Origin of the sequence: Candidatus Thiodiazotropha endoloripes (assembly GCF_001708965.1) — a bacterium.
GTDB lineage: Bacteria > Pseudomonadota > Gammaproteobacteria > Chromatiales > Chromatiaceae > Thiodiazotropha > Thiodiazotropha endoloripes.
In genome coordinates, this window is record NZ_LVJW01000007.1 from 131313 (window position 1) to 152412 (window position 21100).

Genomic DNA, 21100 nt, shown 5'->3' on the forward strand with positions numbered 1-21100 from the left:
GGGGCAAGCAAACTTCTGCAGTTTGAATGAGATCAAACAAACGAAGGTTCTGCATCTATCCAGGTTTTTTTTTCTAAGTAAGCCTCCATCTCACTGACCGGGATGGGCTTGGAATAGAAGAATCCCTGGAAAACCTCACAACCGTTTTCTACCAAGAACTCTATCTGGTCTATGGTCTCGACGCCCTCGGCAAGTATTTCCAGGTCAAGACTTTTAGCTAAGGCAATCACCGCTTTAGAAATCGCTTTATCCTCCGTGTCATTAGGCAAGTCTTTGATAAATGAGCGGTCGATTTTGAGTTTGGTGATTGGAAGTCTCTTTAGATACGAGAGGGACGAGTAGCCTGTACCGAAGTCGTCCAGTGCCAACTTGATGCCGATGCTATCGATTTTACTTAGAACTTTTATGGCCTCTTCCGGATTTTCCATTACATGACCTTCGGTGATTTCCATTTCCAACCATTCGGGACTACAATCGGCTCCCTCTAAACTCGCCAGGAGAAACTCCACCAGATCTTTTCTTTGGAGTTGTCGCATGCTCAGATTGAGCGACAGCGTGCCAGGCTGCAGACCTTTACGATACCATTCTGAGAATTGCGCTACGGCCTTTTTCATGACCAGTCGGTCGATTTCCACGATCAATCCAGTCGATTCAGCAATCGGGATGAACTGAGATGGGAAAATCAGGCCCAGGGAGGGGTCTTGCCAGCGCACCAACGCCTCCATGCCTACAAGTCTGTTGCTCACGCCGTTAAACTGGGGTTGATAAAAGACCACGAATTCATCGTTCTCTATTGCCATGCGCAATCTGGTCTCCATTTGTACTCTCTCGAAGGCCTGCGCAGTCATCTCGGCACTGTAATATTGAAAATTATTCCGCCCTTCGCTTTTTGCCTTATACATGGCGGCATCGGCATTCTTCAGTAGGTCCTTGGATGTCTTTCCATTGTCGGGATAGATACTGATACCGATACTGATGGTGATGTAGAGTTCATGGTTATCCACGATTATTGGATTTGACAGCTTGTGTTGAATCTTTTCAGCTAGCCTGGAAGCGTCCTGATCTTGTTTAAGGTCTTCAATTAGAATAGTAAATTCATCTCCACCGAGCCTTGCGATTGCATCCTTAGCACGAACTGTCTGTTTAAGGCGAAGCGTAACTGTTTTCAGGACTTCATCGCCTGTCCTATGCCCTAATGAGTCATTGATTTCCTTGAAATGGTCGAGGTCGATAAACAACAGAGCAAGCTTGGAGTTGTCACGAACCGCCTTATCAATACCCTGCTCAAGCTGGTAGGTAAATAAGGTACGGTTAGCGAGGTCTGTCAAGGCATCATGGCTTGCCTGAAATTGTAGAGTATCTCTTTGATGCCGCAGTTCTTTTTGCTGCATTATGAGTTTGGTGATATCCGTGTTGAATCCAACAAAGCGTACGGCAGTTCCTGTCTCATCAAACAGCGCTTTTCCGCGTCCTGTAATCCAACGCCAATCACCACTTTTTGTTCGCATACGAAATGTGTTTTCGTATCTTCCTTCTCCTTTAGTGCCAAGGTACTCTTTAACCCGGCGATGAGCCTGTTCGGTATCTTCAGGATGCAGTAACTCTGACCAGCACTCAATTGAATTGGGCAGTTCGCCGACCTGATATCCAAGCATGGTCTCGAAACGGGGTGAATGGTATACCTCATTGGTCTTGAGGTTCCAGTCCCATAGGCCATCATTGGCACCATCAATTGCCAATTTGAACCGCTCTTTCTCTTCTTCCAGTTCAGTTTGCTTGGTTATAAGTTCCGATCTCGAATTTCTGATCGTATCGATCATTCTATTCATTGTCTTCGACAATGTTGTGATCTCCTGAGGGCCTGCACAGGGAACGTTTTCATGCGGTATACCCTCTTTGTCTGCATGACTGATGACCTCTGCAATCTCAGCTATCGGCTTTAGCAAGCGGAGTCGAATGGATACAAATAACGAAATGATCAGCAGAAGGGAAATTGAGATTGTATTGACTAGATTGCCGACTACGATTTCACGCAGTTCCATCCTTAATTCATGATCGGAAATGTAGATGGTTATCGCTCCCAGCTCTTCGCCTCCCGGGCTGACAATGGATTGCCGAAATGAGTAATAAGCTTGTTCAAGCTTTCTGTTCTGTTGTGTGCTGTTCGGATTGAAGTCAGTAGGCCGCCACTGGTCATCTCGTATTTTACCGCTTACATAGGCTTTCACCCCCATGATGGTGCCCATATTGTAATCTTCAACGACTATCGCGAAGCTGTTACGCCGTTCAAGCTCATTTGTGACGAGCTTCTGGTACTCGTTTACAGCATAGGATGAGAGATAGGTGGCGATATTCTTATTCAGGGAGATGATACTGCGCTCAACACTCTCTCTCATTTCGTTCTCAATTCGATGCTTGGTCGAGAGATAAGAGTAAGTTGATTGCAAAACCGATATGATAGCTACGGCTGAAATAATAATGATGCCAAGCGTTACATAAATTGGATGCTTGTTGATCAGCGCTTTCATTTAATCCATGCTAATGACTTTCTATTCCCAGTACATTCCGCCGAATAGTCGGCAGTTTTTCGCTTATGTTTTCCTTTGATATTGCTAGAACAGGAAGCTGCTTCTCCTTTTCGACCATCTCGCCATTGAGGTGTCTGTGCATTGTAGTGACCGCTTCTTCTCCCATCAGATAGGGCTGTTGCATGGCGGCACCAATGAGAATCCCTTGGGGAATCAGATCCAGGAAAACAGGTTCTGCATCAAATGTGGTCAGCAGAATTTCTTCTGTCTTTCCCGTATCGGCAATCGCATCGAGTGCACCCTTGTACCGGTCAGATCCCTGTAGCCAGATCGCTCGCAAGTCTGGGTATTTCTCGATCATCTGTTTGCTGTAATCGTAGGTCTCCCGGTAGGAGAAGGTGACCTGCTGTTTAATGTCAGCGCCTTTGATGCCCGCCTCACTCAGGGCTTGCATGAATCCCGCAGTCCTGGCCCGACCGTTTTCCCTCATTTGTGGGATAGCGATTATCCCAACGCGGCCACTCTGCCATCCTGCACCGGCTAACTTCCTGGTCAATATCTGCCCGATTTGGTACGCTCCATCATGATTGTTGGATGAAATATATGAGACGTATTCGCCTCCATCCGTACCGATATCTGAAATTACAACTGGAATACCTGCCTGCTTGGAAAATTTCAAAATGGTTTCACAGGCCGATGAATTAGTGGGTGATACAATGATCCCAGATACATTATCTTTCAACACCCTGACTGTGAATTCCAGTTCCCGTTTGGCATTGTTCTCTGCACTATAAACCTCTACGGCATAGCCTAAAGAAGTGGCGCGACTCTTTATTCCACGCCACATGATGTCCCAGAAGGGAATTCTGAGATCTGAAACGAGGTAGACAAGTTTTTTGTTGCTCATCTGGACTGTGCTGTTTGCATCTGCTGCTTCAATGTTGTCTGTGCAGCAAAGGCAGCCCAGGAAGACCAGACTGAGGAGGGAAAACAGTCTGGAGAGGTGTTGGTAGCGTATCGTATGGCTATTCATATTTATACAGTAGCACCAGTATTAACTCATTGTTAACAGGTGCTGATTTGAACTTTGTCAGAACACGCACGATTCCGATCTGAATCACTCCGGACCACACACAGCATTTGGTGTGAGGTATAGCTCCCTAAACCTGTTGTATATAGCGGACTTACGGTACGATAGTTTAGTACCCATGCCGTTGCTCTCTCAGTCAATATCAACACTCAGAAACCAAAGGCGTCTATTTCGGCTTATTAATGTGTCGGTCTAAAAATAACCGGGTGGAAGTAGACAACTATCGCCAGTGAACCGTTAGCTGTAATCCGAGATAGTCGTTGACCAGGGGGTCGATACGTTGTCGGTAGGGGCTGTTCCAGTCAGTATCGTCGTAGATGCCGAAGCTGGGGCTGCGGTAGAAGGAGCGTAGCTCAAGTTCACTGTCGGTCTCGATCCAGCCATCCACGATGGTGTTGAGGGTGCCCAGAGGATCGGTAAGGACGAGCACGGTCTTGTCCCAGAAACTATAGCTCGACTGACTTTTGATCTCTCGGCGGGTGTCTTCGAAATACCAGCCGAGTAGCGAGCCGAGGCCGGGTGTGAAGATCATGTCCTGAATCGAGACAGGTTCGAACAGGGCTTCCAGGCCGAACTCATAGATCGAGGAGAGGGTGAATGAGTACCAGAATGCGCCGGTCTCACTCAGGCCCCGCTCTCTACCCCTTGTGTAGTAGGTCATGCCCCAGTAAGGGTGAAGAATGTAGTTGATGTACCACTCGTCGGGATCCCAGCGGGGATGGGTGACATTATCCCACCACTTATTGACCGTGTACTCCTCTTTCTGCTCGTCGGTCCAGGCGGAGATCTCTTCCGGAAGCACATACAGCAGACCGACAATAAAGAACTGGTAACCGAAAAAGTATCCCGCATCCTTGCGCAGTCCAGGATAGTCTGCCGGGCTGGTGTCTCCAAGCTCTCTGCCGAAACCGTAGGGACGTTCAACTGCCGGTTCGCTGCTATCGAGGACAACACTGCCGGTCAGCGTGGATAGGCGAGTGGAATTGAACAGCGTACTGCGTTGCAGTTCAGTCTCATAGAACGAAACCGGGCTCTCTGAAAGCCATTCTGAACTGTTTGCCACACCCCAGGAGAGCAGGCTAATGATCAGGATAATCAGTCGACTCATGGCACCATTCATGTCCGCTTGTCTGATTGCACTCTGCATAGATGCCAGAAATCCTTGTAACACCCGGAAAATCTAATACAACCTGGATCCACACCAATCACCCGGCTCAACCGTGGATGTCATTGGCTGTTTTTGGCGACCAGTCCATGCAGTCCAGCCAGTCTGTCTCAAAAAATGACTATCCGCACCTACGAGCAACTATTCATCGGCGGCCACTCCGATTTCTAAACCACCAGCCCTGAAATCCGGATTTGAGAGGGTGATGGAAAGGATCCCAGAGAGCGGCGCCTGGATCGTCAAAGCGCGCGATTATAGCGGATTGGTGGGCGGTCGCCCACTGCTATTGCAGGGTTTTGAGGGTCAGTTGGTTTTGCGCAGGTTTTCCAGGTTGTTCAATACCCGTTGGGCGCGTTGAATCTTCTCCCGTGCCCGCAGATCCTGGGGATCGAGGGCGAGTGCTGCCCGCCAGGTCGCCTTGGCGCTTTCGATTTCACCATCCCGGTAGAGCCGGTCCCCGGCGCTCAGCAGATTGTCGATATATCGCTGCAGCTGCCGGTTGACCTTCGCCAGCATCTCACTGGCCCGGCTGTTTTTCGGCACATCCTTGAGAATTTTCTGCAGCGCGTGTTTGGCATCCCGCAGCTGGCCGCTCTCCAAGAGTCGGTTGGCTTCCGCCAAACGCTTGTCCAGTTTCTCTTTCCAGCGTTTCTGGCGGGCGGATTTCTCTTTTTTCTCCAGCGCCTGCTTGTTTTTGCTCTGCTCTTTAAGCAGGTGGTCCATCAGGTTTTGATCAGATTCGTCCAGCTTCAGTGAGAGGGCGATACTGAGACAATCCTTGGCCAGCGCATTGTTCCGCTTGTAGTGTCGCCAGCCGCAGTCTGACAAGGCAAGACGCATGCTTTGCAGCTGTGCCTGGGTCTGTTCCAGTAGCTGCAGGTATTGGGGGTTGTCGCTGGATTTGGTCAGTTTCACCAGGATTGGCAGCTGGTTTTTGAGTGCCGAGGTGTTACTGATCAGCAGCTGGTCATTCAGCTCCTCCTCGACGATTTTCTGCTGTCCCCGCAGACTCTTCAGTTCCTGGATATAGGTTTGATTATTGTTTTTACCCACACTGGCCTGATTGAGTAGATGGATGGCTTCGCTGTAGCGCCCTTTGGCGACCAGCTGTCGGCTGTATTCGAGGGAATCGTCTTTGACAGGCGCGGGGGTCTCTCTGGTTTGCAGCAATTGACATCCGCTCAGCAGTAACTGACAGATACAGACTGTTATAAGGGTCAGAGAAGACTTCATCCAGGGTGTTTGTTCAGAATATAGGCCATGGTGCGCATCAACCATTGACCAAATTCTCGCGACGGTGTTCCCGCGATGGAGGGAGAAACCCGATTTTTTTTGCCTCTGATTTTCAATTCCGGCTGTCGGTGCAGCTCTACCATCTCCTTGACTCCAGGAAACTCCGCAGTGGTCTCACTCATCATAATGCCATCAGCCGGTGCGGCACCACAGAGTCGGGAGGCCAGATTGACACTGTCTCCGACCACGGTGTACTCCAACCGGTCGGGGATGCCGATATTGCCGGCCAGCATGACGCCACTGTTGATTCCGATACGAAGCATGATCGGCTCTTTACCCTCTTGCCGGCGCTGTTTGTTGATGTGGCGGACCAGGGCCTGGATCAGCCAGGCGCAACGAACCGCCTGTTGACCGTGCTCGTTGTCCGCTTCGGGGACGCCAAATAGGATCATAGCACTGTCACCGATGAATTTATCGACCACACCCCGGCATCGATGAGCCGCATCGGCAATCGCACCAAGATAGAGGTTGAGCAGTGAGGCAACCTCATCCGCCGGCAGATCTTCCGACAGCTGGGTGAAGCCTACGATGTCACAGAACAATACACTGCCTTCCATCTCCTGATTGGCGAGTCGGGGCTGGGAGAGATTGGAGAGGATCTTGTCCGCGACCACCGGTGAGACATAGCGGGAGAGGGCATCCTCCACCTGACGCTTTTCCAGCATCCCGGCCGACATGCGCTCAAAGTGGGCGTAGACCTGTCCGATCTCATCCTTTCGGTCTTCATCCCCCTGAGAGATCAGCATCCCCGCTTCCGGTTGATGGCCGGCCTGGGCCAGCAGAGTAATCGGCCGGCTAAGTCGTTTGCTCAGCACGTAGGAGAGAATTGCGGCGATCAGGATCAGGCCGATGGTGGCGAAACTGATAATACGAATGGTCCGTTTCTGGTTGCGGTCGAGAAAGGCCCGATCCAGGGTGATCACGGCGTGACCGGCGATAACATCCCGGAAATGGATCGGGCTGAAGAAGGTAATCGCCGGATACCGTCTGTTATCCTCATCCCGCCAGGACCAGATCATCGGGGTGAGCTCATCCGTGGTTGGCAGCTGATGGGGTACATTGCCCGAGATCACCCAGGGCTTTTCTGATGGTACGATGGCCGCACCCACCACATTGTTGTTCTGCGTCTGACGACTGACCAGACCCTGCAGGTTGAACTGGTCATCCGCCAGCAGGGGTTCACTGGCCGAGTGGGCCAGCTGTTCAACCAGTACCTCTCCAAATCCCCGGACTTCGCGCATATGAAAGCTGGTCTGCTGGGTGATCAGAAACCAGCCGAGAATGCCCATGACCATGGTGATCAGGGTACCGATATAGATCGTCCACTTGATGGAGATCGGAACAGGTGCTTTACGAAATAGTTGAACCAGCCAGTTTAACAAGACGATAATCCAATATAGTCAATGGAATGGGGGTGTTTATATTGGTTTTTATATCAGGATTTCAGGGCAATCCGGGAGCGAGATTATAACCCTATTTCCGCACGCTGTCGTAGACTCTGTCGATATTCTCTATATGGCCCGGTAGCGGCGCCGGAATATTCGGTCAGGCGACCCGTTTGATGTGTTGAATCAGTCTCGCCGAGATCTCCTCGATCGACATGGAGGTGGTCTCGAGATAGGGGATGTTATAGTGCTTGAACAGGCCCTCAGCCAGTTTGACCTCCATTTTACACTGTTCAAGAGAGGAGTAGCGCCGGTCAGGGCGTCTCTCCTGGCGGATACGTTGCAATTGATGTGGGTCGATGGTCAGACCGTACAGCTTATCCTTGTAGCCGTTGAGGATCTTCGGCAATAGATCACTGTGCAGATCGTCATCGGTGAGTGGGTAGTTGGCAGCCAGGACACTGTGTTGCAGGCCAAGAAAGAGGCAGGTAGGGGTTTTGCCACTACGGGAGACACCGATCAGAATCAGGTCAGCTGTCTCATAGTTCTTGGTAATTGCACCATCGTCATTGTTGAGGGCGAAATTGACCGCGTGGATACGCTGGTCATAGGCACGACCGTTCTTGGTGGTATGGAATTGCCCCAGGGCATGGGAGGAGGGAAGACCCAGCTCCTGTTCCAGGCGGGTCGTGAAAGTTTCGAAGAAATCCATGACCGGCACATCCAGGGTTTTGAAATAGTCCCGGATCGAGGGATCCACCAGGGTGGTGAAGACAATTGGTTTCTGTCCCGACTCCATGGTTGTCTGGTTGATCCGCTCAGCCACCCGGCGGGCCTTTTCCAGACCGTCTATGAAAGGCCAATGCACGGTCTCATATTCAAAGCTGTCGAACTGGCTCAGCAGGGAGCGCCCCATCGCTTCGACAGTGATACCGGTATGGTCAGCCAGAAAATAGACAGTACGTTTCATTGGGATTTCAGTTGACTCTAACTTGTGTCCGAAGGGCGGCGGGGAGACCGGTAGTCTCCCCGCGACACTTTAGTCACTCAAGCCGGTCAACAGCCTCCAGGTATCGACAACCGTGTCAGGGTTCAGGGATACACTGGTGATCTTCTGTTCTACCAGCCATTCGGCAAGATCGGGATAATCGGATGGCCCCTGGCCACAGATACCGACATACTTACCCGCCTTGTTACAGGCCTGTATGGCCATGCTGAGCATCCGTTTGACGGCCGGATTTCGCTCATCGAAGCTATTGGCAACCAGCCCGGAATCCCGGTCCAGCCCCAGGGTTAACTGAGTCATGTCGTTGGAGCCGATGGAGAAGCCGTCAAAGTACTCAAGGAACTCTTCCGCCAAAACGGCATTGGATGGCAGTTCGCACATCATGATCACACGCAGATCTTTTTCACCCCGTTTCAGACCATTCTGTTCCAGCAGGCTGATCACGCCGGAGGCTTCGTCCAGGGTGCGGACAAAGGGGATCATGATCTCCACATTGCTGAAGCCCATCTCTTCCCGAACCCGTTTCAGGGCGCGGCACTCCAACTCAAAGCAGGGTCTGAAGCTCTCGGAGATATAGCGCGAAGCACCACGGAAACCGATCATCGGATTCTCTTCGGAGGGCTCATAGAGCTTGCCACCGATCAGGTTGGCGTACTCATTCGACTTGAAGTCGGACATGCGTACGATGACCGGCTTGCCCTCGAATGCGGCCGCCAGGGTGGAGATACCTTCCACCAGCTTCTCCACATAGAACTCCACCGGATCGTCGTAACCGTTCATCTGGCTCTGTGCGGCCGCCTTGATATCCTCAGGCAGCTTATCGAACTCCATCAGTGCGCGGGGATGAACACCGATGGTGGTGTTGATGATGAACTCCAGTCGGGCCAGGCCGATACCCCCATTCGGGATCCGGCTGAAGGCGAAGGCGCGACTCGGATTGGCCACATTCATCATGATCTTGGCCGGTGCTTCCGGCAGACTGGTGACATCACCCTGGGTGACTGAGTACTTCAGCAGGCCCTCATAGATGAAACCGTCATCACCTTCCGCACAGGAGACCGTCACCTCCTGGCCTTCCTGAAGTTTTTCAGTCGCGTCATGACAACCGACCACGGCCGGGATACCCAGTTCCCGGGCGATGATCGCCGCGTGGCAGGTACGGCCGCCCCGGTTGGTGACAATCGCCGAAGCTTTTTTCATCACCGGCTCCCAGTCGGGATCGGTCATGTCGGTGACCAGCACATCGCCGGCCTCAACTTTGGCCATCTCACTGGCATCGGCAATCACCTTCGCGACACCACTGCCGATCCGCTGACCGATGGCACGGCCCTGAACCAGCACGTTGCCGTCTTTCTGTTCCAGCTTGAAACGCTCGACGGAGGTGGTATCGACCCGGCTCTCAACGGTTTCTGGACGCGCCTGCAGGATGTAGAGCTGACCGTCGGTGCCGTCCAGACCCCATTCGATATCCATTGGACGCTGGTAGTGTTTCTCGATGGTAATCGCCATTTGGGCCAGGCTCTCGACCTGCTCACTGGTGAGTGAGAATTTGGCTTGATCCTGTGGCTCTACATCGACCGTCTTGACCCGATCCTCACCTTCCTGGCCGTAGACCATCTTGATCGCCTTGCTGCCCAGGTTGCGGCGCAGAATGGCTGGTCTGCCAGCTTCCACATTGCCTTTGTGGACATAGAATTCATCGGGATTGACAGCACCCTGTACCACAGTCTCACCCAGACCATAGGAGCTGGTGATGAATACCGCATCTTTGAAACCGGATTCGGTGTCGAGAGTGAACATGACCCCGGCTGAACCTACATCGGAGCGCACCATCCGTTGGATGCCTGCAGAGAGTGCCACATCCTCATGGGCAAATCCCTGGTGAACACGGTAGGAGATGGCCCGGTCGTTATACAGAGAGGCGAATACCTCTTTGATCGCGATCAGAACGTCTTCCAGACCCTGCACGTTGAGAAAGGTCTCCTGCTGACCGGCAAAAGAGGCATCGGGGAGATCTTCCGCAGTCGCTGAGGAGCGCACAGCCACGGAGGGCACTTCTGCGGCATCGCCTACCAGCTTTCTGTAAGCGGCGGTAACCGCGTTCTCCAACTCTTCCGGAAACTCGGCTTCGACCACCCATTCACGGACTGTCTTGCCCGCTTCCGCAAGTGCCGTGACATCACTCACATCGAGTTGCTGTAACAGCGGGTCGATTCGCTCTGCAAGGCGGTTGTGTCGCAGAAACTCACGATAGGCGTGGGCTGTGGTGGCAAAGCCGCCGGGAACGGAGACGCCCGCATCGGCAAGACCACTGATCATCTCGCCAAGCGATGCGTTCTTGCCGCCGACCTGATCGACATCATGCATTTTCAGGTTTTCAAACCAGATTATTTGTTCATTCACCGCTTGCCCTCGGCTTTTGGATTGATTGGATGGATCAGTCATTGTTTTAACCTCTGAGGTGGTCTCCTTGACGTTGGCAGCTGTTTCCGCTGCACAGACAGCTTTTACCACAGCCTGTGCCCTCTTCCTTATGAGGACCAAACTCAGGATGTAGTTTAGAAAAGCGTCGGGTGATGGACTGGATGATCAACCAGCCCAACAACAGAATCGGTATCACGGTCATGGCGATGAGAAAGTCGAGCATCGAATCAACCTCCGAGTCCGGCAAAGCCCATGAACGAGAGTGAAAGCAGACCACCCAGCATCAGACTCACTGCGGCACCCTGGGTGATGCTCGGCATGGTCGAAAGCTCCAGCTTCTCCCGCAGACCGGCCATCAGCAGGATTGCCAGGATAAAACCAACGCCGGCGCCCAGTGCATAGACCAGGGATTGCAGGAAACTGTACTCTTTGAATGTCTGGAACAGGGCCAGACCGAGGATTGCACAGTTGGTGGTGATCAACGGCAGAAAGATGCCCAATGAGCGAAACAGGGCAGGGGTAAATTTTTTCAGGGCCATTTCCACCAATTGTACGGCACTGGCGATCACGGCGATATAGGCGATCAGGCGCAGGAATTCGATCTCAAAGGCCACCAGGACCTCATTGATCAGAAACGCGCAGACTGAACTGACCAACATCACAAACAGGGTTGCCAGGCCCATTGGCAGGGCCGTATTGATCTTTCCCGAGACACCGAGGAACGGGCACAGGCCGAGAAACAGGGCAAGTACAAAGTTATTTGCCAGTACAGCGTTGAGAAATATAAAGCTTAGGGTTTCTGTCGCCATCGTGGTCACTTTATGATGTTTAAGGAGAACAGGCTGCAACGACCTGTGGGGATCCGAACGAAATTCACCTGTGAGATCCTGATGTTCATGATTCTGCCGCCGGATCCAGTTCAGTCTCGGATTTCCGCTGCTTCAGCCACTCAAACAGCAGCAGCCAGGCACCCAGGACCAGAAAGCCGCCGGCAGGCAGTACCATCACTACCCAGGGTTCGAATCTGGGGCCGAACAGGTCGATGCCGAACAGGCTGCCGGCACCCAGGATCTCGCGCACCACACCGAGACAGAGCAGGGCCAGGGTAAATCCCAGTCCCATGCCGGTGGCGTTGATGATCGACTTCAATGGCGGATTCCTGGAAGAGTAGGCCTCGGCCCGACCCAGTATCATGCAGTTGGCAACGATCAGCTGGATAAAAGCACCCAGCGCATTGTAGAGGTCCAGGGAGATCGCCTGGATGGTGTAGTCGACAATGGTGACGAAGGTGGCGATGATGACGATATAGGTGGCGATGCGCACCTGCTTGGGTATGCTGTTGCGAAGCAGCGAGATTAAAGTTCCCGAGGCGAGCAGTACGAAAAGTGTGGCAACACCCATCGCCAGGGCATTGATCGCCGAGTTGGTCACTGCCAGTACCGGGCACATGCCCAGCAGCATGACAAACACAGGGTTTTCACGCCACAAACCTTCACTGAAGGTATCCCAGGTGATGGTGTTGTCTTGTTTTTTCGCCATGGTTATCTGTTAGGGTCTGTTAACATGAATCCAATTGGCCCTGCTGTGACTATTTTTTCGCCCAGCAAGGCAGAATGAGCGAAGTGTCGTCACTCGACATGAGCGAATGATAACGCCGCTGGGCGGAAAAACAGCCTCAGCCCTTCGGGTTGCCCCTGAAAAAGCGCCACTCGGCGTTGCTCGTCGTTCATTTGGAATCACCAAACCTCTCTCCTCGCGCCTTGATTGGCGCTTTTTCAGGGGCAACAGGGCCAATTGGATTCGTGTTAACAGGCCCTAGTTCAAATCAGTTATTGTCAATCAATTGGACGCTGTCTTACTTTGCGCATGATCAATTAAATCAGGCATTATTCACTGTGTCCCGCTGTCCGGAGTTTCAGGCTCGCTTGGCGGCGGTGGCGCATTGCGTATTACATCGATGTGCGGCATCAGCTGGGGCAGCAAGAGCTGAGTAGATTGATTCAGCGCTTTGCCGACTGCCTGTGAGGAGATGGTCGCACCGGATATGGCGTCGATCTCCCAGGGGTGCTGTTTGGTGCCCGCTTTGACGGTCACGATCGCGTTTGCCAGTTTATCCCCGCTTGCATTCAGCTTTGCCTCCAGTGCATCGAAGTTGGCGACAAAATTGGCATCAGTGATGATCTTGTCACCCAGTCCCGGGGTTTCGGCCAGTTTCAGCACTTTGATACCACGGATGCATTCACAATCCGGATCATAGCCATACAGCAGGTGGATCATATCCGCATAGCCCTGAGCTCCGGCCTTGGCGGCGACACCTTTCAGGTTGCCCTGCTGATCGTAACCCGCATAGACCAGTATGCCCTCTGTGGGAGCATCCGGGGTGACTGCCGTCACGGCCGATTCAGTGACCAGGAAGTCACGCCGGGCAACCGCACCGGGGATTACCTGAAACACCGCAGCCTCGATGGCACGTCGTTGGTTTTCAGCAATGATCGGTTTGGTCAGCTGGTAGGTGAGTACCACCAGAAAACCCGACAGCATGGCGATTCCCATCAGGGTGCGGATCATCGGGCCCGTCGGGGTGGACGGTTGGATGGCTTGAGCTTCCGGTGTACTCATTTGCCTGCCCTCTGCTCTCCGAAAACCCTGGGTTGGGTGATCTGATCGATCAATGGTGTGGCGGCATTGCCCAGCAGAATGGCATACATTACCCCCTCGGTAAGGCCGCCGAAGAGTCGGATGATCACCGTGATCACGCCAATCATCAAGGCATAGATCACCACCCCCAGGGGGGTAACCGGTGAACCGACCATGTCACTGGCCATGAACCAGGCGCCGAGCATCAGGCCGCCGGACAGCACCACGAACAGCGGGTCCGGATATTTGACCGGATCGATCATGTAGAAGATTCCGGCGGTCACCGCGGCACCGACCAGGACCAGTACCGGAATGCGCCAATCGAGCATCCGTCTTGCCGCCAGATAGAGACCGCCGGCCAGAATCAGCAATGCGGATGTTTCACCGGCGGAACCGGCGGTGGTGCCGAGCAGCATATCCAGGTGATCGGTGACCACCCCTTCGAATTTCTGCAATGCCAACGGTGTGGCGCCGGAAAAGGCGTCCACGGTGACTTCCGAGACCCAGTCCGTAACCCCAGGGGGTTGCAGAAACGGCGGGGTAAGTGTGGTGGGGATGAACTGGCTGAAGCGGCCATCGAAAAATGCCGGGGTCCAGGTGGTGATGGCAACCGGAAAGGCCGCTTGTACGAACGCCCGCCCGATCAGTGCGGGATTCATGGCGTTCATGCCCAGACCGCCGAACATCGCCTTGCCCAACGCCACACCGACGAAGGCGGCTACCGCACCCATCCAGAGGGGAAAACCCGGTGGCAGGGTCATCGCCAGCAGCAGTCCGGTGATGGTGGCAGACCAGTCTCCCAGGGAGCTGGACTTGCCGCTGAGTGCATTGAACAGGCGTTCACTCAACAGACAGGTGAGGGTGACGACCACCAGCAGTGCCAGTGCACTGATGCCGAATTGCCAGACAGTGAATGCACAGATCGGTAGCAGGGCGTAGACCACATTGCGCATGATAACGACCACATCCTCCCCGGCATGGGCATGAGGTGAGGTACGCAGTTCAATGGTGGATTTTTTACTCATGTTTGTTTTTCAGCTATACAACATAGGCCTTGGGATTAAGCAGCCTGTTCCCGATTGATCGCTTTGGCGATCCGAAAATACTGCACCAGGGGAATATTCGAGGGGCAGACATAGGAGCAGCAGCCACACTCGAAACAGTCGGTCAGATGATAGTCTTCAGCCATCTCCTCATATTTACGCTTCGCTGCCAGTTGTCCGAGCATCGAGGGATTGAGATGCATGGGGCAGGCACTGACACAACGGGCACAACGGATACAGGGCCAGATCTTATGGCTCTCATCCTCAATGGAGGGTTCATTGAGTACCAGTAGTCCGGAGGTTCCCTTGGTAATCGGAGTATCCAGTGCGGAGACGGCTGGCCCCATCATCGGACCACCCAATATAAACTCAGTACGGGCACCCTCGTAACCCACATAGTCGAGAATATATCGGATCGGGGTACCCAGAGGCACCAGGTAGTTGGCCGGTTTGGCGATGCCGGGTCCTGCGACGGTGATTACCCGCTCGATCAACCCCCGTCCTTTCGGCAGCAGATCCCCCAGGCCGGCCAGGGTGCCCACATTATTGACCACCACGCCCACATCGGCGGGCAGGCCTCCGGTGGGTACCTCCCGATCCAGGGCCGATTTGATCAGCATCTTTTCAGAGCCTTGAGGGTACTTGGTCTCTACCGCCTTGACCTCAACCGGGCTGCCATTGGAGAGGTGGCTCTTAAGCAGTTCCACCGCATCCATTTTGTTGTCTTCGATGCCGATGATCGCCTTTTCCGTACCGGTAGCGCGCATCGCATAGCGAATTCCACGCAGCAGGGCTTTGGGGTGTTCCAGCATGATCCTGTGATCACAGGTCAGGTAGGGCTCACATTCACAACCATTGACGATCAGTGTATCGACCTGCTTGTCTTCCGGGATGGCGAGCTTCATATGTGACGGGAAGGCCGCGCCGCCAAGTCCAACCATGCCGCTATCCTGGATCGCCTGGATGATCTCCTGCGGCGATAGTTCACTCATATCCCGTGGCTGTTCCCACAGCACTTCCTGGGTCGAGCCCTCATAGACATCGATAAGGATGGCATTGGTCTTCGGACCCTTGGGAGTCGGCATCAATTCGATACCTGCAATTCTGCCTGTGGCAGGGGCATGCAGAGGAACTGAAAAGTTACCGTCCGCCTTGGCGATCGGTTCACCCCGAACCACCTCCTGGCCTTTGACGACCAGGGGTATCGCCGGTTTACCGATATGCTGGTCCAGCGGCAATACCAATTGCGGGGGGAAGGGGAGACGGCGGATCGGTTTGTCCGCCGTATCCTTGTGATAGGGCGGATGGATGCCGTGTGTAAAGCCTTTCTGCCCAAACAGCAGGTTGAACAATCCCATAGTCTCTCTGATCTCGTTTAACCTTAAGTTCGCAATTGAACACGGTGTTGTGGGAAATCCATTATCGGGTTTGCCATAACAGGATCCATGCGCCGGATCGTAGCCATAAATTGCAGAATCGAGATTTAACCGGCGGAGCCGAAGCTCCGCACACTGTTAGCCTCATCGACCATGCTGGTTGAGCCAGATGGTCGCCGTGGATTTACTGAAATTTCGCTGCACGTTTGACAAACTTTTCCAGGTCTTTTTCAGTAGCGTTCCAGGGTGTTCCAGGATGGATGCAGGCAGCCGTACACTTCTCTGCAGCCTTCACGATATCCTTGAACTGACCACCCTTTGGATCGGCGATAATCGCTTTCTTTTCGTCGTTGTAGGCGAAAATTTTCGGATTGATCTCGATACATTCATCACAGGCTGTACATTCCGGGGTTTCGATCCACACCGGTTCGTAGTCCCCTGCGGCAGCACCATTGCCTCCTGCCGGGGCATTGCTGCCATTGGCAGAGATCGAACCTGCCAGGGCGTCTGCATTGCCGCTGGCGGCCATTGAGAGCAGGGTGGAACTGAGGCGGTTGGCCATATCGACTTTGGCCTGATCGACCAGGGCATCCACATCCACTTTGTTCATCTCGCCGGCGACACCCTTCAGCTGACGCCAGAACTGTCGGCGCTCTTGACAGGATTTGGCGATCTCCTGTGCACAGATGATACGCATAAGACGGTTCTTGCTGTCCACACCCCAGATGTAGGGGAATTTGCCTTCCCGGTCATCTTCATCCATCTCCAGGAACTCATCCATGGCGACCATGTCATCGTTCCAGGTCTCCGGAGGCGCCATGCGGAACTGCTTACGGAAACGCCCTTCGGTGACGGCAAAGTCGGCGAAGGTCATGGGCACTTCCAATTTACACGCTTCACCTTTGTCGTCCAGATAGTCGATGGTGTAGGTTGGCCAGTCATCGTCCAGTGAAGGATTGCCATCCAGATCGATACAATCTTCGATGGTCTCACCGGCATCCGGATCGTATTTCATCAGTGGGTAGGCTCTCGATTCCACAGCCATTTTCGACTGTTTGAAAGCGATGTCGTCGCCAACTCCATGCTCCGGAGGACAGACCGCATAGATGTTGAACAGTGCCGGATGGCGGCTGTTCAGGCCATCGATGTAGCCTTCCAACAGGTGGGTGGTGTTACTGATGGTGCCCTGCAGGACGTAGGTTGTTCGATGGGCGATGCCGATCAGTGAGACCTCTTTACGAATCTCTTCCTTACCTTTCCAAGCCTTACCGTAGGGACTCATATCCGCAACCTGGCCGATGTAGCCGGAGGTACAGGCCTGACCACCGGTGTTGGAGTAGACCTGGGTATCGAGTACCAGGACTTTCACCGGCATGCCGGAGGCGAGGACACGGGAGAGGTTTTGGAAACCGATGTCATACATCGCGCCGTCACCACCGACCGATACGACCGGCGGACAGAGCAGCCACTCCTCTTCGCTGAACTGCTTCCAGTTGAACTGTTGGAAGAAGGCGCCGTGCTCGACGGCATTGTACTTGCCCGCCAGTTCCAGTTCCGCTTTACGGATGGTGGCGAAGCCGTTCGCCATCTTACGCATGTGACCTTCGAAAAGCCCCATCGCAACGGATGGGCTGTCCTGGAACAGGTGACTGGCCCAGGGGAACGGATAGGGATTGAAGGGGTAAGTGGAGCCCCATACAGAGGTACAACCGGTGGCGTTGACGATACCCATCTCTGCACGACCGTTATTGGTCTCACCCTCGGTGTAACGCCATTTCAGATCTCTCAGTTCATCCAGTAACCGGGTTGTGGACTGCAGCCACTCACGATCGATGACCGTCTTCTCGTGATCACTGTCCAGATTCTCGCTCAGTCCGGAGAGGGTCAGATCACTCTCTTCACTTCCGGACATCGCTTCCGAGATGGCTTTCGAGCTGCTCAGATCCACACCTTCGGCCAGTTTCAGTCGGATGTGCTGTTCCAGCTGTTCGATCAGTTTGTCGATCTTCTCGATCTGCTGTTTCACCCGTGGCTGCATCAGGGCCGTGACGGTTGAGGTGAACAGATGGATGATCGTCTTCTCACCACAACCCAGGCAGGCACCGTCGCCACAGGAGAGGGAGTTGTAGTTCTCCTTGTCCATCAGCAGGGTCTGCAGTGCGCCGATCTTTTCATCCAGGTCGTCGATGCGGTTGAAGGAAGGATCGCTGGTTGGCAGATCCAGCCAGAATTTCCAGTCGTCGCGCAGACGGGCAATGGCCGCTTCATCCTGATGGGTAGCCACCAGTGCGTCGTCTTCACAGATGGTGACACACTCCATACAGCCCTTACAGGTGTATGGATTGACGGTAATGGAGAAGAGGCCACCGCTGTTTTTGCTCTTCTTCTCCATGTTGTTCCAGTAGGGCTTGGTCACGGAGAACTCGAATTCACCCAAAGCCTGCAGAAACAGACCGAACTCCTCTTCCAGGGTAGCCCGCGCATCCTCTTCAATCTCGGCGGCACCGATGGTCTCGAGTACGGCCTGATCCAGTACGCTGCGCACATTGGCCGCTTCGCCGGCCTCTTCGAGCAGTTCACGCAGGCGTTTCTCCACGTTGCGGCTCTCTCTGCGCAGGTATTGGGTCGGACGGCCAGCGGTTTCGATGCGATTGATCGCAGTGGCGAAAACATCGCTGACCTTGTTGACCAGGCCGGGGATCGCGCTGTCGGGACAGATGGTGTAGCAGTCGCCACAGGCGGTACAGTTTTCTGCGACCCATTTCGGGTAGTCGAAGCGGATCTGGGTCATGTCGCGGAAGACACCGGTGGAGGCCGGCATCAGTGACAGAGCCTGGTAGGGGTCGGCCAGATTCTCATTGCCCTTACCGGTGGCATAGAAGCTGCCGGTCTGTTCCCAGAAACGGTGTACATCGGAGATGCCGCCTTCCGCTTCAGGCAGTTGCTTGAGCATCACCGGCATGCCGATCTCTTTCTTCACCGGCAGCTGAGCGCTGCTGCCGATGACTTTGTTGGTGATCTCATGGATCTCATCGAAACCACGGCGAACAACCCGCAGGTTGTCTTCAACCACCCGGCGGCCCTTGCTGCCGAACTTGGCTTCGAGCTGACTCTCGATGGCACTGAACAGTTTCTTCTCGTCCAGCCCTGCCATCTCCATCAGCGGAGAGCCGGCAAAGAAGGCGCCCTGGAAAGCGTTACCCTGCATACGCAGTTGCAATTCAGCGTCGGAGGCCTCCTCTTTGGCGATCTTGAAACCATCCACATAGAAGACATGGATCTCGTTGTCGATGATCTGCTGCTGCATCCAGCGGGGGAAGGATTCCCATACCTCATCCGCCGAATCCAGGTACGACTGGATGATCAGGGTACCGCCCTGTTTCAGACCGGCCAATGGGTTGGAGTGACTGAATACGTTCGGGTCCGGGCTCAAGACCACATCCACATAGTGATACTCACAGTTCAGCGGAATCGGTGTCGGTGCTGCAGAGAGGTAGTAGGTGGTGGGCTGACCCTTCTTTTCGGAACCATATTTCGGATTCGCTTTGATCTCGTAACCGAGCAGATCATAGAGGGTCATGACCAGGTTCTTGCCGGTGGTGATGGCGCCCCAGCCACCTACCGAGTGCATTCTTACGGTAATCGAGCCTTCCGGCATCAGGTTCGGGTTTTCGGAACCACGCAGTGCCATATCACCGATGTTCGGATAGGCTTCGAGCAGTTTCTGGATATGGATCTCCTGCTTGGGCGTATCCGCATCGCGTACGAAATCGATACCCAGGTAGAAGAACTTACGCTGACTGCCGTCAGGCAGCATATTCTCAACTGCGGCGATCAGCGCCTCAGGTTGCAGGTCACGGGAACCCAGGCCATAGGCGCCGGAATAGAGGTGAGGGGCATCGGCAAAGCTGCTGTAGCATTCATATTTTGCATAGGGCAGTTCCAGTTTGCCCGCTTTTGCCTGACCGTTTTCGATACATTTGGAGACCACCGAGCGGACTTCACGCATCAGTGGCAGATCTTCCGCCAGCGGCTGGTCGGTACGCTCCAGTACGCAGACACCCTTTTTACCCTTCAGGATCTGACCCAGCAGATCGCCCGGGAAGGGACGGAACATGGTGATATCGACCACGCCGATCTTCAGTTTACGGGTCTTTTCCAGATAGTCGGCCAGACCGTGTGCCTGTACGATCATTGAGCCCATACCGACGATCAGATAGTCTGCCTTCTCTGTTTTATAGGAGCCGATACGCTCGTAGCGGCGACCGGTCAGCTGGTAATACTCTTCCATCGCCTGATCCGCGATCTCCGGGATATGCTGGAAGAAGTAGGGCCGTTGCGCAGCGGTGGTCTGCATATAGGCATCCTGGTTCTGCACCGAGCCTGAGAGCATGGGATTGTCCACATCCCAGATGGCCGGTACCCGGCGACGGGTCTCACCGAACAGCAGCTTCTGTGCCGGGGTGGGGCATTCGATTTCATCATCCGGACGACCCAGATACTCAGCGATCAGCTCCCGTTCAGGCACCTGCAGGGGTTCGATCAGATGGGTTGTCAGAAAGCCGTCCTGGGCTACAGCCGCTGGAGTCAGCGACAGCTCAGCGATCTTGCGGCCGATCAGGTTCAGGTCGGCGGCACCCTGAGCGTTGTTGGCGAATACTTGGAAAAAGCCGGTATCGTCAATACAGTGGAAATCGTCATGGCCGCAGTGTACGTTGAGCGACGCCTTGGTGATTGCCCGGCAGCCAATATTCAGCACATAGGGGAGGCGCTTACCAACTGCCGCATAGAGGGATTCATGCATGAATGCGATGCCCTGGGCAGAGGAGAAGTTGGTGGCGCGCAAGCCGGTCATGGACATACCTGCGGTAACCGCGGCGGCCGCATGCTCCGACTCCGGTTCGATAAAGATCAGTGACCGATCAGAAACATTGACATGCCCTTTGGCGGTCTCTTCGGCCCAATATTCACCCATTTGGGTAGATGGGGTGATGGGATATGCACCAGCGGCGTCAGAGGCTTCCCTCTCACACATAATGACTGCCCCGTTACCGTCCATTGCCATACGGATACCAGGGTATTTGAAGCTCTTCTCTTCTTTCTTACCGAACATGGAAACTTCTCTTTGCTAGGTTTGCAATTTACTTTCCGCC

The 21100-nt window shown here is 53.9% G+C and carries 14 protein-coding genes; all 14 read right to left on the bottom strand.

The features are described from left to right. Positions 1–32: 32 nt before the first annotated feature. Complete coding sequence (locus A3193_RS19035; RefSeq protein WP_083218868.1) at positions 33–2528, bottom strand: putative bifunctional diguanylate cyclase/phosphodiesterase; 2496 nt, start codon at positions 2526–2528, stop codon at positions 33–35. A gap of 10 nt (positions 2529–2538) precedes the next feature. Continuing rightward, positions 2539–3435 (bottom strand): substrate-binding domain-containing protein, encoded by an 897-nt coding sequence (locus tag A3193_RS19040; protein WP_069015647.1) that lies wholly within the window; start codon positions 3433–3435, stop codon positions 2539–2541. Positions 3436–3838: 403 nt separating this feature from the next. Further along, positions 3839–4765 carry a DUF3943 domain-containing protein gene (locus tag A3193_RS19045; RefSeq protein WP_069015609.1) on the bottom strand — a complete coding sequence of 309 codons (927 nt, stop codon included), beginning with the start codon at positions 4763–4765 and terminating at the stop codon, positions 3839–3841. A 321-nt stretch (positions 4766–5086) separates the two neighbouring features. Further along, on the bottom strand, positions 5087–5953 hold the full coding sequence (locus A3193_RS19050) for a tetratricopeptide repeat protein (RefSeq protein WP_162272516.1): 867 nt from the start codon (positions 5951–5953) through the stop codon (positions 5087–5089). A 59-nt stretch (positions 5954–6012) separates the two neighbouring features. Continuing rightward, the gene (locus A3193_RS19055) at positions 6013–7458 is read right to left on the bottom strand and encodes an adenylate/guanylate cyclase domain-containing protein (protein WP_139117073.1); all 1446 of its coding nucleotides are present in this window, start codon (positions 7456–7458) and stop codon (positions 6013–6015) included. Positions 7459–7621: 163 nt separating this feature from the next. After that, a complete protein-coding gene (gene ppsR, locus A3193_RS19060) occupies positions 7622–8431 on the bottom strand; it encodes a posphoenolpyruvate synthetase regulatory kinase/phosphorylase PpsR (protein ID WP_069006422.1) in 810 nt (269 codons plus the stop codon). A 69-nt stretch (positions 8432–8500) separates the two neighbouring features. Further along, positions 8501–10870, bottom strand: coding sequence for a phosphoenolpyruvate synthase (gene ppsA / locus A3193_RS19065; protein ID WP_069006514.1), 2370 nt, complete (start codon positions 10868–10870; stop codon positions 8501–8503). A gap of 46 nt (positions 10871–10916) precedes the next feature. Next, entirely contained in the window at positions 10917–11114 is a 198-nt protein-coding gene (locus tag A3193_RS20205; protein ID WP_069006421.1) for a chemotaxis protein, read from the bottom strand. A 4-nt stretch (positions 11115–11118) separates the two neighbouring features. Then, the gene (locus A3193_RS19070) at positions 11119–11700 is read right to left on the bottom strand and encodes an electron transport complex protein RnfA (protein ID WP_069006420.1); all 582 of its coding nucleotides are present in this window, start codon (positions 11698–11700) and stop codon (positions 11119–11121) included. Between the two features lie 85 nt (positions 11701–11785). Further along, positions 11786–12430 carry an electron transport complex subunit RsxE gene (rsxE, locus tag A3193_RS19075; protein ID WP_069006419.1) on the bottom strand — a complete coding sequence of 215 codons (645 nt, stop codon included), beginning with the start codon at positions 12428–12430 and terminating at the stop codon, positions 11786–11788. Between the two features lie 351 nt (positions 12431–12781). Continuing rightward, positions 12782–13510 carry an RnfABCDGE type electron transport complex subunit G gene (locus A3193_RS19080; protein ID WP_069006418.1) on the bottom strand — a complete coding sequence of 243 codons (729 nt, stop codon included), beginning with the start codon at positions 13508–13510 and terminating at the stop codon, positions 12782–12784. After that, a complete protein-coding gene (locus A3193_RS19085) occupies positions 13507–14553 on the bottom strand; it encodes an RnfABCDGE type electron transport complex subunit D (RefSeq protein WP_069015610.1) in 1047 nt (348 codons plus the stop codon). Before A3193_RS19085 ends, A3193_RS19080 begins: the two co-directional genes overlap by 4 nt. Before the next feature lie 35 nt (positions 14554–14588). Further along, positions 14589–15929, bottom strand: coding sequence for an electron transport complex subunit RsxC (rsxC, locus tag A3193_RS19090; RefSeq protein ID WP_069006416.1), 1341 nt, complete (start codon positions 15927–15929; stop codon positions 14589–14591). Between the two features lie 202 nt (positions 15930–16131). Continuing rightward, a complete protein-coding gene (locus A3193_RS19095) occupies positions 16132–21060 on the bottom strand; it encodes a 2-oxoacid:acceptor oxidoreductase family protein (protein ID WP_069015611.1) in 4929 nt (1642 codons plus the stop codon). Positions 21061–21100 lie beyond the last annotated feature (40 nt).

What these genes read in the sequence shown, in the direction of transcription:
- A3193_RS19035 (WP_083218868.1), bottom strand. Translation starts at nt 2,528, where the DNA reads ATGAAAGCGCTGATCAACAAGCATCCAATTTATGTAACGCTTGGCATC.
- A3193_RS19040 (WP_069015647.1), bottom strand. Translation starts at nt 3,435, where the DNA reads ATGAGCAACAAAAAACTTGTCTACCTCGTTTCAGATCTCAGAATTCCC.
- A3193_RS19045 (WP_069015609.1), bottom strand. Translation starts at nt 4,765, where the DNA reads ATGCAGAGTGCAATCAGACAAGCGGACATGAATGGTGCCATGAGTCGA.
- ppsR (WP_069006422.1), bottom strand. Translation starts at nt 8,431, where the DNA reads ATGAAACGTACTGTCTATTTTCTGGCTGACCATACCGGTATCACTGTC.
- A3193_RS20205 (WP_069006421.1), bottom strand. Translation starts at nt 11,114, where the DNA reads ATGCTCGACTTTCTCATCGCCATGACCGTGATACCGATTCTGTTGTTG.
- A3193_RS19070 (WP_069006420.1), bottom strand. Translation starts at nt 11,700, where the DNA reads ATGGCGACAGAAACCCTAAGCTTTATATTTCTCAACGCTGTACTGGCA.
- rsxE (WP_069006419.1), bottom strand. Translation starts at nt 12,430, where the DNA reads ATGGCGAAAAAACAAGACAACACCATCACCTGGGATACCTTCAGTGAA.
- A3193_RS19080 (WP_069006418.1), bottom strand. Translation starts at nt 13,510, where the DNA reads ATGAGTACACCGGAAGCTCAAGCCATCCAACCGTCCACCCCGACGGGC.
- A3193_RS19085 (WP_069015610.1), bottom strand. Translation starts at nt 14,553, where the DNA reads ATGAGTAAAAAATCCACCATTGAACTGCGTACCTCACCTCATGCCCAT.
- rsxC (WP_069006416.1), bottom strand. Translation starts at nt 15,929, where the DNA reads ATGGGATTGTTCAACCTGCTGTTTGGGCAGAAAGGCTTTACACACGGC.
- A3193_RS19095 (WP_069015611.1), bottom strand. Translation starts at nt 21,060, where the DNA reads ATGTTCGGTAAGAAAGAAGAGAAGAGCTTCAAATACCCTGGTATCCGT.